Annotated in this window: 8 protein-coding genes; 5 read left to right on the top strand and 3 right to left on the bottom strand. The window is 39.2% G+C overall.

Annotated features, from left to right (window positions below):
- Window positions 1-17: 17 nt before the first annotated feature.
- Complete coding sequence (locus ACSQ6I_RS18180) at window positions 18-536, top strand: phosphoribosyltransferase (protein WP_438891697.1); 519 nt, start codon at window positions 18-20, stop codon at window positions 534-536.
- Window positions 537-689: 153 nt separating this feature from the next.
- Here ACSQ6I_RS18180 and ACSQ6I_RS18185 read toward each other — a convergent pair whose 3' ends face one another.
- Window positions 690-1,607, bottom strand: coding sequence for an AEC family transporter (locus tag ACSQ6I_RS18185; RefSeq protein WP_438891698.1), 918 nt, complete (start codon window positions 1,605-1,607; stop codon window positions 690-692).
- Window positions 1,608-1,713: 106 nt separating this feature from the next.
- On the opposite strand from ACSQ6I_RS18185, the gene ACSQ6I_RS18190 reads away from it, so the two are divergent.
- The gene (locus ACSQ6I_RS18190; protein WP_438891699.1) at window positions 1,714-2,508 is read left to right on the top strand and encodes a M15 family metallopeptidase; all 795 of its coding nucleotides are present in this window, start codon (window positions 1,714-1,716) and stop codon (window positions 2,506-2,508) included.
- 96 nt (window positions 2,509-2,604) lie between these two features.
- Here the strand turns inward: ACSQ6I_RS18190 and mrdA are convergent, their stop codons facing one another.
- Complete coding sequence (gene mrdA, locus ACSQ6I_RS18195; RefSeq protein ID WP_438891795.1) at window positions 2,605-4,404, bottom strand: penicillin-binding protein 2; 1,800 nt, start codon at window positions 4,402-4,404, stop codon at window positions 2,605-2,607.
- Window positions 4,405-4,607: 203 nt separating this feature from the next.
- Here mrdA and ACSQ6I_RS18200 point away from each other — a divergent pair, with 203 nt between their 5' ends.
- From ACSQ6I_RS18200 to ACSQ6I_RS18210, 3 genes are all read left to right on the top strand, one after another.
- Complete coding sequence (locus tag ACSQ6I_RS18200) at window positions 4,608-5,756, top strand: ABC transporter ATP-binding protein (protein WP_438891700.1); 1,149 nt, start codon at window positions 4,608-4,610, stop codon at window positions 5,754-5,756.
- 8 nt (window positions 5,757-5,764) lie between these two features.
- A complete protein-coding gene (locus tag ACSQ6I_RS18205; protein WP_438891796.1) occupies window positions 5,765-6,847 on the top strand; it encodes a polyamine ABC transporter substrate-binding protein in 1,083 nt (360 codons plus the stop codon).
- A 112-nt stretch (window positions 6,848-6,959) separates the two neighbouring features.
- Window positions 6,960-7,877, top strand: coding sequence for an ABC transporter permease (locus tag ACSQ6I_RS18210; protein ID WP_438891701.1), 918 nt, complete (start codon window positions 6,960-6,962; stop codon window positions 7,875-7,877).
- 35 nt (window positions 7,878-7,912) lie between these two features.
- Here ACSQ6I_RS18210 and ACSQ6I_RS18215 read toward each other — a convergent pair whose 3' ends face one another.
- Complete coding sequence (locus ACSQ6I_RS18215; protein WP_438891702.1) at window positions 7,913-11,608, bottom strand: response regulator; 3,696 nt, start codon at window positions 11,606-11,608, stop codon at window positions 7,913-7,915.
- Window positions 11,609-11,824 lie beyond the last annotated feature (216 nt).

The following is an 11,824-nucleotide window of genomic DNA, read 5'->3' on the forward strand; positions in this document are numbered from 1 at the left end:
TCACTTTCCTGCGTTTTATGTCAGACCTTTACGTTTCTTGGTCAGATTATCATCACAAAATTGAACAATTGGCTGTCAAGATTTATCAATCAGGTTGGCAATTTAACCAAATTGTTTGTCTTGCTAGAGGGGGACTAAGAGTGGGAGATATTCTTTCTAGAATATACAATCAACCTCTGGCGATTTTAGCTACTTCATCTTACAGCGGTGCTGGTAAGCATGAAAGAGGAGGTTTAATAGTTTCTAGTCACTTGACGATGACTAGTGATAAATTAGGTTCCCGGATTCTCCTAGTAGATGATTTAGTCGATTCTGGAATTACCATCCAGCAAACTGTACCTTGGCTAAAAAAACATAGTGAGTTCCCAATTGAGGAAATTCGCACTGCTGTAATTTGGTATAAAGCCTGTTCAGTTATTGCACCAGACTACTACGTTGATTATCTACCTGATAACCCCTGGATTCATCAACCTTTTGAAAAATATGAACTGATTAACCCCGCACAAATACTAGAAAAGGTGAGCCAACCTTGTTGAAGTGGGGGAATAAGGGACTAGGACTTACGCACTCAGCCAAGTTGAGAACGGTAGAATAGGCGTTTCAACTTCTGGAGAGATTCTTCGCTGCGCTCAGAATGACAGTTTTCCGTTTCAGTGCGTGAGTCCTGGATCTTTCTTCTGTCACCTTTCCTAAAACAGCCACAGCCAAACTGGGAGAGTAAATAACAATACCATAGTCCCCATTGCTAAAGCAGTTACTGCCAAATCACGGTCTAAATTAAAGGTTTCGGCTATTACCAGTGTGGCAAAAGCTGGAGGCATGGCCATTTGTAAGACTATGACCTGTGCTGCGTCACCAGTGACACCAAAAAGTGGTAAGGTACTGCCTAAAATTAGAGGAACTAACAGCATTTTGATGACTATACTGCTTCCTGCTGGTTTTAGTTTGTGCCAAGAGTTCAGTCGTGAAAGTCTCATGCCAATTAAAATTAAGGATGAGGCTACAGCACACCAAGCTAATTTATCTAGGCCAATTTCTACTACATTGGAAATTGTCACTTGACGAAATAACAACCCAAATCCAAAACTCCAGAGGGCAGGATTGATTAAAATTGCTTTAGCCATCTGCCTATGATTTTGGACTGTGTTGCCAAAACGGGCTGCTAGTAAGACACCCAAGCCATAAGCTCCGAACAGTGACCCCAATAAATCGTAGAATAATGCCCAGGCGAAGTATTCTTTGCCGACCATTGCTAAGGTGATGGGAAAGCCTAGATAACCTGTGTTACCAACCATTGCCGCTAGAATTAAACTACCTTGGGTTGATGGTTGAGGAATAGATTTTGTCAAATAGGCTTGACCTTTGATCCCTAACCAAGCTAAAAATGCCCCTAGTAAGATTGCTAAGTGAGCGATCGCAGGTGCAATCCAAATCTGCCCTGATAGGTCTGTTTGACGCAAAAAAGCAATAATGCTGATGGGTACTCCAACCCAGAAAAGAAATTGACCCAAATAGTTAGGAAATATGGCAGGTAATTTCCGTCCTAACATAACTCCTACTAGTACTAATCCTACTAACTTGACGTATAGTTCTAAAAGATTTATCAAGATTTTACTTAAAGATAGGGATGTAAAATAATACTTATTGTGCCTATTTTTTTCTAGTCTAGAATTTTTAGTAATTACATTATTGAACACAAGCAGGAGCGGAAACTTGAATAAGGCTGGTTTTTCAGAAAAACCGCAAAACTCATCGGCTGTCCCTGGGGATGATATTCCAGCGGCTTTACGCGATACTCCTGATCCAGGGTCTAAGCTACGCCTACAACCGTTAGTTTTAGTTATTGGGGGAATAGCAGGATTTGTGTTGCTGGCTGTAATTAGTGGTTTCTTGTTTTCCGTTATAGCACCCCCCAAAAAAACAGTAGATTCTCAACCAGTAGGTGCTAATTCTGTACCGACACCGACTAATACCCCGGCTGCTAATGATAGTGTTTTAGGGCATTTGGTATATCCTGAAGCTCCAGAGTCAGAACTATTGGCAATTACCGCTGATGGACGGATAAAAATGCGACAAGCAGCAGCCCAAAAGTTTACGGCAATGGTACAAGCGGCCAGAAGTGCGGGTGTGATTTTAACACCGATTTCTGGTTTTCGTTCAGTCAAAGACCAAGAGCAGTTATTTTTTGATGTAGGGGCCCAGCGTAATCAGACACCTGCCCAAAGAGCGGCTCTCAGCGCTCCTCCTGGTCATAGCGAACATCACACAGGATATGCAGTGGATATAGGAGATGGAGCAGTACCAGCGACTAATCTCCAAGCCAATTTTGAAAATACCAAAGCTTATCAGTGGCTACAAGCTAATGCTGCCCGTTTTAGCTTTGAGCTATCTTTTCCCAAGGATAACTCTCAAGGTGTGAGTTATGAACCGTGGCATTGGCGTTTTGTAGGCGATCGCAATAGTTTAGAAACATTCTACAAAGCTAGAAATCTCAAACCGTTGAAGTGATTGGGGATTGGGTAATTGGTAATTGATAATTGGTAATTACTAAACTTCCCCCTTCCCCCTGCACCCCTTCGACTACGCTCAGGGCAAGCCTGCCTCCTATTTTTTATACTTCCCTGGATATTTACGAGAATAATATTCTTCCATGATTTCTAAAATCATTGGTGCAGCCACACTACCACCACCACCACCAGAATGTTCAGCAAAAGCCACAATCAAAAGTTCTGGTTTATCAGCAGGTGCATAAGCGCCAAACCAAGCATGATTCTCCTTCACTCCACGGTTCCAAGCTTCCGCTGTACCACTCTTACCAGCCGTTGGGGGAATAGTTGGTTTATTCAAAGCCTTACCAGTACCTTCAGATATCACCTTCCGCAATCCCTCGCGTAAAACTTTAATAGTACTTGGTTTCATATTTAAAGATTCGCGCCATTTTTGTGCGTCCGCATTGTCTTTGAGCAAATGTGGCTGCACTCGATAACCACCATTAGCAGGGACAGCAAACATCACTGCGACTTGTAGAGGTGATGTTTGTAAAGCACCTTGACCAATAGACATATTAATAGAGTCGCCTACAGTCCAAGGCATTTTCCAAACTTTGCGTTTCCAGTTTTCATCGGGAACCAAACCTTTGACTTCTTCTGTGGAGAACTCAAAGCCAGTTTTTTCACCAAAGCCATATTTGCGAGTCCATTCAATCAATTTAGGACCCCCTACGCCTTTACCAATTTGATAAAAGAAAGTATCACTACTCCACTGCATTGCACCGACAAAACCCAATGGACCAAATCCTGCATGGTTCCACTCACCAAACCTTGTGCCACCAATAGTTAAAGAACCATAGGTTTGTAGCACTGTACTGGGAGAAAATTTCCCCGATTCTAATCCAGCAGTGGTAGTGACAATTTTAAAGGTACTCGCCGGTGGAAAGGCACTTAAAGCACGATTGACCAAAGGATGCTCCTCACCTTGGACACTTGTCCAGTCTTTTTCGGAGAGTTTTTGTTTAGAAAAAATATTGGGGTCAAAGGTAGGATGAGATACCATTCCTAAGACTTCACCATTGTTGGGGTTAAGTGCCACAATTGCCCCATTGCGTTTACCTAAAGCTTTTTCGGCAGTTTTTTGCAGTTCTAAATCTATTGTTAAGTGTAAATCATTACCAGCTTTTGCCTGTTTTTCTCCCAATACCCGCAGCGGTCTACCCGCACCATCTACTTCTACTTGCTGTCCACCCCATTCACCCCGCAGTGTTTTCTCATAGGCTTTTTCCACGCCCATTTGACCAATTACATCTCCTAGACGATAGCCTTCAGATTTCCTTTTTTTTAGCTGTTCGGCTGTCAGTTCACGGGTATAGCCAAGTAGATGAGCTAATTTCATCCCTTGTGGGTAATAACGCACAGCTTCCGTATTTATTTCTACATCTATGAGTTCGGTTTCATATTCTTTCAAGGCTGTAACTTGAGCTTCATTTACGTCACGAGCAATGCGAATCAGAGAAGAAGAATTAGCCCCTGCTTCTTCTAGTTTTTTTTCCATTTCCTCTGGAGGGATATCGAGGATTTTGGACAGACGAGGCCCCACAACTGACCAGGATGGCTTGGTATGTGCCATTGGCCACAAATAAACAGAGCGAGGATAGCGAGTAGTAGCTAACAGTTTGCCATTCCTATCAAAAATATTGCCTCGTTCTGGTTGTTTAGGAATGACTCGAATCCGGTTAGCTTCTGCCCTTTGTCGGAGTTTTGGCCCTTCAATAATCTGCAAATAAGCTAAACGAGCGCCGATTCCAGATGTCATCAATAACGTGAATAGTATTAAAAATACTGATTGGGAACCACGTCCAACGGTACGTGTATTTTTTTGATTACTGAGTAGTGGTGGTAATATAGCCATAAAATTAAAAGTAGGCATGAAATTAATATTATCAATGCTTTGCAGCTGCTGCCCGGCATTTAGGATAAAACAATGGCAAGTATATTTTTCATCAGAGTGTTGTTGCCAGATACAATAAACCAAAGTGTTAATTGTAGTCTATATATTAATAGCCTACATTGCTTAACCAAGTTTAGTCAGATCACGGCATTCTACTAAAGACTATGGCTCAAACTGTGATGCAAAATCAGAAGAGTTTAACGACTTTTCAGCCGCTTGATGTTGAACTGCGTAACGTCTTCAAGTTTTTCAACCAAGAACCAGCCGTACATGGTGTGGACTTGGATGTTAGACAAGGAGAGTTTTTTAGTATTTTAGGCCCTTCTGGTTGTGGTAAAACAACCACACTCCGCTTAATTGCTGGGTTTGAAAGGGTTGACGCAGGCAAGTTGCTGATTCAAGGACAGTCTATGACCAATGTTCCTCCTTATCGTAGACCTGTCAATACTGTATTTCAAAGCTATGCTCTGTTTCATCATCTCAATGTGTGGGATAACATTGCTTTTGGACTCCGGTTAAAAAAAATATCTAAATCAGAACTGGAGAGCAGAGTCACAGAAGCTTTGAAGCTAGTAAAAATGGAAAGTTTGCGATCGCGCTTACCTTCTCAACTCTCTGGTGGTCAACAGCAACGAGTAGCCTTAGCTAGGGCTTTAGTTAATCGTCCCGCAGTCTTACTCCTAGATGAACCCTTGGGAGCCTTAGATTTAAAACTGCGTAAGGAAATGCAGGTTGAACTATGCAATCTCCACAAAGATTTAGGATTAACCTTTGTCATGGTGACACACGATCAAGAAGAAGCACTATGCTTATCTGATCGCATCGCGGTGATGAATCAAGGCAAAATTGAACAAATCGGTACTCCTAGCGAAATTTACGAACGTCCTCAAACAGCCTTTGTCGCTGATTTTATTGGTGATACAAATTTATTCAGCGGTGAAATCACCCATGTGGACTCAGAGTATGTGAAAATTTTGACCAAAACTGGATTGTCAATAGTCGCTAGACGTACAGACGATACACCAACGGAATTATTGCAAGCAGTAGTCTTAAGTGTCCGTCCAGAAAAAATTCAGATTTCCCTTTATCAACCAAACCTACCAACGAACTGCTTTGAAGGCAGGTTAGTTAATATTATGTATTTGGGTACTCATGTTAATTATGTTGTGGAATTAGCCAACGGCATAAATATCAATGTTTTACAACCGAATACCTTTGGCAGCTTACCAGATCGTGACACACCAATCTACATTTGTTGGGCAGAAACTGACTGTTTAGCTATTAGTCAAGCACCAAGACTCAAAAATCCATAATGACTAAAATGACTAACAGAAGGCAATTTCTAAAAAACATGGTAGCGGTTTCTAGCTTGTCTTTAAGTAGTTGTGGCTGGAAACTAGCTAATGTGAGTTCAAACCATACGAGTTCTGCTCAAAGTGACAACCTACAGATATATACATGGACTCAATATACTGATTCAGAATTACTTTCCACTTTTACTACCCAAACTGGGATAAAAGTGTTAGCCGATTTTTATGACTCCAACGATGTGATGCTGGCTAAATTACAAGCTGGAGGTGCTGCCACTTATAGCATTATCTATCCATCTGACTATATGGTGCAGAAGATGGTAGAGAAAAATTTGTTAACCCAAATCAATCATGAAAGCTTAATTGGGTTAGACAATTTATTTACCCAATTTAAGAATCCTAGCTATGATCCTGAGAACCGTTATAGTATTCCCTTCAATTGGGGAACAACTGGTTTACTTTACAACTCCGAAAAGCTAGAAAATCCACCAGAAGATTGGGAATATCTTTGGCAAAACCAAGACAAACTTTATAAGCGGATGACTTTACTCAATGATGTGCGGGAGGTAATGGGTGCAACCTTAAAGATGTTAGGTTATTCTTACAATTCGCAAAATGAAACAGAAGTTAAACAAGCTTATGAGAAGTTGAAGATATTAAAACCTGCAATTGCCGCTTTTGATACTGATGCTTGGCAAAACCAACTTCTAGCAGGAGATTTATTATTAGCTATGTGTTATTCTACCGATGCAGTCAATATATCGAAAGAAAACCCCAAATTCAAATATGTGATTCCTAGCAGTGGTTCTTCACTATGGACAGATACTATGGTCATTCCCAAAACAGCCGCTAATTTGGCTGGTTCTTATGCCTGGATTAACTTAATTTTACAACCAGATGTAGCAGCCAAGCTCAGTGAAAGACTAAATATTAGTACTCCTAATCGTGCTGGATTCGAGCAATTACCAAAGCAAATTCAAGAAAATACTAATTTATTTCCTCCAGAATCCTTGTTAGCAAAATGTGAACGCTCTACTCCTATAGGTGAATTTGAAGAAATTTATGAACGCTATTGGACTCAATTACTAGCTTAATTTCAATTAATACTGATGATCATATATTTCGTGCTGAAAATGGGTAATTGGTTATTGTATTATTTTCAATATTGACAACCTAAAATCTCAAATCCAAAATTGGTATCAGGCTGTGTCTATTAAAATTCCTAATTCGGCGCTAGAATCTCCCAGCGATATTGCAGAAAAGCCGCAATTGAATCGCTATCAAATCCAATGGCTTGCTCCTATGGCATTGCTTGCACCATCTGGGATTTGGTTATTACTGTTATTGTTACTGCCAACATTAATAATTTTTGAATTGAGTTTAGTCACCAATATTCGACCAGGTGATATTGTCAATCCTAATGGCTTTCAAAACTATATTCGTATTCTGGAACCACTTTACTTACGAGTAATATTTAATTCTCTTTTTTTGGCAATTAATACGACAATTATTTGTTTAATTTTAGGTTTTCCGGTTGCTTATTGGATTGCTCAAATAGCACCAAAGCGCTGGCGGAATTTGCTGCTATTAGGGTTTGTTTTGCCTTTATGGACTTCCTCATTGCTGCGTTCTTATGCTTGGATTACTATTTTGCGTCCAACTGGATTGTTGAATAGTTTACTCACCAGTGTCGGCTTACCTGCATTAGAATTGCTTAACCGCAGTCCAGCGGTATTAATTGGCATGAGTTACAGCTTACTACCTTATATGGTTTTAGTGTTGTATGCCTCTTTGGAAAAGCTAGACAAGCAGTTGCTAGAAGCAGCAGCCGATTTGGGTGCAAACCCAAGACAAACCTTTTTGCGCGTCACTGTACCCCAAGTTTTACCAGGTATAGCTGCTGGTTCTTTGCTGGTATTTATTATCGCATTAGGGGACTTTATCGATCCAGAATTACTTGGTGGTGCTTCTAGTATGACAGCGGCACGGTTAGTTTATAACCAGTTTCTCGGTGCTACCCAAAATTGGGGATTTGGTTCAGCGCTGAGTATGACGTTAATTTTGTTTGTGAGTATTGCGATCGCACTCGTGATTAAATTCGGTGAAGTCAAACCGAAAAAATAGACGTTATATAGAACGTCTCTACAAAAATTATTATTTTAAGCTTGGATGTTTTCTGCCTTCTGACCTCTGTTAGCCAAACTATCAACAGTAGAAAGGAACTCATGCTCCAAATAAGGCTTAGTGAAATAAGCCGTTGCACCTAATTCTTGAGCTAACTGACGATGTTTTTCGGAACTACGAGAAGTGAGAATCACCACAGGTTTTTTAGCCAAATCAGGATTCTGACGAATATGACTTAATAATTCAAATCCATTCATCCGTGGCATCTCCAAATCAGAAATGATCACTTCTACTTCTGGATGTACCTCCAATTGTTCAAGAGCTTCTACTCCATTTTGCGCTGACAATACTTGATAGCCGCATTTTTGCAAAGTCAGAGAAATAGTTTGTCGGACACTAATTGCATCATCTATAACCAAAACTACTTTTGGTAATTTATTAGCGATCCCTACAGAAGAAGGGAGTTGAGGTTTGATAGTATTTAAAGGAGCAGATGCAGCCAGCAGGGGTGTAGATTGAATCTCATCCTCGGACATTAACAGGGTCTGTTGAGAAGATATAGAACTGCTTGGTAGTCTTCTCACATCAAGTGTCGCCTGCATCTGTTGAGAATCTACCAGGAGAGTTCCGTCAATTACTAAAACAAGATTGCCATTAGCTAAACTACTACAACCATAGATGTATTTTGGTGGAGCAATGGCACTTCCTAAAGGTCTGATTACTAATTCTTGTTCACCAATAATTTGATCGACTTCTAAACCCAAAATTCCTTGATTATGTCTGAGCAAAAGCACAGGGGTTTTCATGCTTTCTGTATCAGCATGACTGGGTATTTTGTTTAAATAAGTACCGCCAATAAATGAACCATTGTAATACATCAAATTTGCAAGTTTTAAGAGGTTGACTAGAAGTTCATCCTCACCCGAATGCCAATGTAAAATTTGTTTACCTTCAAATTCTTTGATTTGTTGATCAGAGGGAATTAATATTTTCTCGATACTATCTAGCAATAAGGCATAAACAACACCCCCTGCTTGGACTAGCATTAGTTTATCTGTAGTCATAGAAAAAGGTATTTTGAGTATGAATGTTGTTCCTTGAGAAGGAGATGATTGCACTGAAACCAAGCCATTAAGAGCTTGTAACTGAGTACGAACAATATCTAAACCCATCCCACGTCCAGAAATTTCACTTACCTTACCAGCGGTGGAAAATCCAGGTGAAAACATGAATTCTATCAATTCAGATTCAGTCAGATTATGAACATAGCCTTGACCATGATGATCATCTGGGATGAGATTAAGTGCGATCGCTCTTTCTCTAATTTTTTCTAAATTTATACCCTGACCATCATCTCGGATTTCGATAATAGTTTGGCTTCCTTGATGATAAGCACAGATTTCTATTAAACCTGTTTCTTCTTTACCAAGTCCACGGCGAATTTCTGGAGTTTCAATACCATGATCAAAAGCATTCCGCACTAATTGTAATAACGGATCATAGAGTTTTTCAGCAATGGCTTTATCTATGAGAACTTGTGTGCCAATAAGTTTTAATTCTACAAGTTTCGCATAAACATTTCCTAGCTTCTGCACCATTTGAGGAAAGCGGTTTAAAATTGTTCCCAAAGGCAGCATTCTGGCCTCTACCAGGTTATCTATAATATTTAGAGTTAAATTATATTTTTTATCACCAATTTGAGAAGATTGTTTCATTAATAAGTCCAGAGACTCAGATGTTTCTTGTAATTGCAGTGTGTCTTCTAATGCTTCATGTAATGTCAAATTAAATTCTGTATATATATCCATTTCTAAAGCATCAAACTGCACAGCAGAAACTTTTTGCATAGTTTCGATAGAAACATTATTTCCCTGTAAAGACAAATCACGCAATTGATTCAAAATTGCTTGATGTTGACTCAGTTTTTGAGTTAATCTGTCAATTAGTTCTATAATTTGGTCATCATATAAAGTGCGTCGTTTTTGATAAATCAGTAATTCTCCTGCCAAATAATTGAGATGTTGCAATCCATCTACATTTACACGTACAAAGGAAGGTTGTCGAGAATTATTATTTTTGGCAGGTAGGGAATTATCTGTTACTTCTTTATTGTTGATTACAGGTTCATCAGGAATCATTTCTAGGATTGATTCAGAAACGTTTGTAAATACCTGATCACTGACAACTGATGAAGTTACACTTCCTAAATAATTGTCATTTTTAATGTCTTCTACAGTATGGGTGATGACGGCTTGCTCTACTGTTTCAGAATCAAAAGTAGTTTCTCCTCCCCAGATTTCCTCTAATAGATTAAAGTCATTAGGAGCAGCTACAAAGGTAGATATTTCTTTGATAACTAGTAATTCTTGAAGTTTAGGATTGTCAAGCCATTTTTTTTCTTGTTCGGTGACTGGAGGGTAATTTTTATATTCTTTTCCTAATTTACGGATTTGCTTTCTGAGTGTGCTGATAACTGAGATAGCATCATCATCTTTGTTAACTAAATACTGAAATTGGGCAATAGATAAAAGAATGATTAAAATCACACCTTGGCGATAAACATGAAGGTTCGGCTGATCTCTTTTATCGACAATGAAATCTAGAAATTCATTGAGCCAAGTTTCTATATAATGTTCTGAATTTTCTTGACCATCTGGAAAAATTAATAACTTTAAACTCAGTTTTGTTTCTGGTATTTCTCTATAGTGATTAAACCAGCCAAAAATATAGCGAATCGCTTTTAAATAAAATTTAGCATTTGCTGGTCTTAAAGGCTCGTTATTCTTGTCGCCAGATGTAATCAAAAACTGGTAAAATTTGGTAGTAATGTTGAAAAATACTGTAGCAAAACTTTGATTTGCATGGATGATGGATGATTCAACCTTGGGGACTGTAGCTAATGAACTACTAGTGATAGTGGGTGTGCTAGGTGAATCATCTTCTGTTACTTTTATGAGTGTTTGCAAAGCTAAAGAAGGTGAACCCCCGGAAGTGCGATCACCTGCTAAAACTGCTTTTTGTGACTCTTGTAAATCAGCTAAAGCAATTTCGGCAATTTGGCGTGCTTTGTGGGGATTAGCTTCCAAAGCAGACATAATTGTGCAAGCTAGTTCTTTTAAACCAGGTAAATTCAAAGATTCTGCTAAACCGAGAAATACATCAAGTTGAGAGTGTAAAACCTCTACTAATTCTTCATTGCTGAGTGAATCAAGTAGAGCTTCAGCAATACTTTCTAAGCGTTGTTTTACTCCTACTTCAAAGATAGACTGGACAATATCAAATCCTAATTCTTCTGAAGTAGGAATATGAGATTCAGCCCCAAAAGCATCACCTAATGTTGTTTGTAGTTGTGCAAATACTGTACTTGCTCTCTGAAGCAGTTCTTCGCTATTAATATTACTGGCTGTCAGTTCTGTGGTGACGGCTAACTCAAGGCACTCATAAGCTGCTAATAGCAGTGTTTGCAGTTCGGAATTTATAACTACATCTGGACTATATAAAGCCTTAAATACATCTTCTAGAGAATGGGCTATGATTTTGATAGTATCTAACCCAACAGTAGCCGCTCCACCCTTAATGGTGTGAGTTGCTCGCATTAAGTTATGAACTTTAGCAATATTGCAACTTTCTAATAGAGTAAATAAATCCTGTTCAATTGTTTGCAATAGTTCTGGAGTTTCGGCTAAAAAATAGGCATAGCCTTGTTGGCGAATTTCATTATCTGTAATCATAATTTTTTGTTTGATATTTTAGGTTTTGGATGATGTTAATTCATACTAGTCTTGAATTTTATATTTTATCGAACAGAATTCAGGAGTCAGGAGTCAGGAGTCAGGAGTCAGGAGTCAGGAGTCAGGAGTCAGAATGAATTTTGTCCGACTGGCGGATGAATAATCGGGTTTAAGACCTCAATTTGGTGGTCTACAATCAGTGACGGGTCTGAATCC

Origin of the sequence: Anabaena sp. WFMT (genome assembly GCF_051781005.1) — a bacterium.
Lineage (GTDB): Bacteria > Cyanobacteriota > Cyanobacteriia > Cyanobacteriales > Nostocaceae > Anabaena.

Coding starts and splice junctions, on each gene's coding strand:
- ACSQ6I_RS18215 (WP_438891702.1), bottom strand. CDS start 11,608: ATGATTACAGATAATGAAATTCGCCAACAAGGCTATGCCTATTTTTTA.
- ACSQ6I_RS18180 (WP_438891697.1), top strand. CDS start 18: ATGTCAGACCTTTACGTTTCTTGGTCAGATTATCATCACAAAATTGAA.
- mrdA (WP_438891795.1), bottom strand. CDS start 4,404: ATGGCTATATTACCACCACTACTCAGTAATCAAAAAAATACACGTACC.
- ACSQ6I_RS18200 (WP_438891700.1), top strand. CDS start 4,608: ATGGCTCAAACTGTGATGCAAAATCAGAAGAGTTTAACGACTTTTCAG.
- ACSQ6I_RS18205 (WP_438891796.1), top strand. CDS start 5,765: ATGACTAACAGAAGGCAATTTCTAAAAAACATGGTAGCGGTTTCTAGC.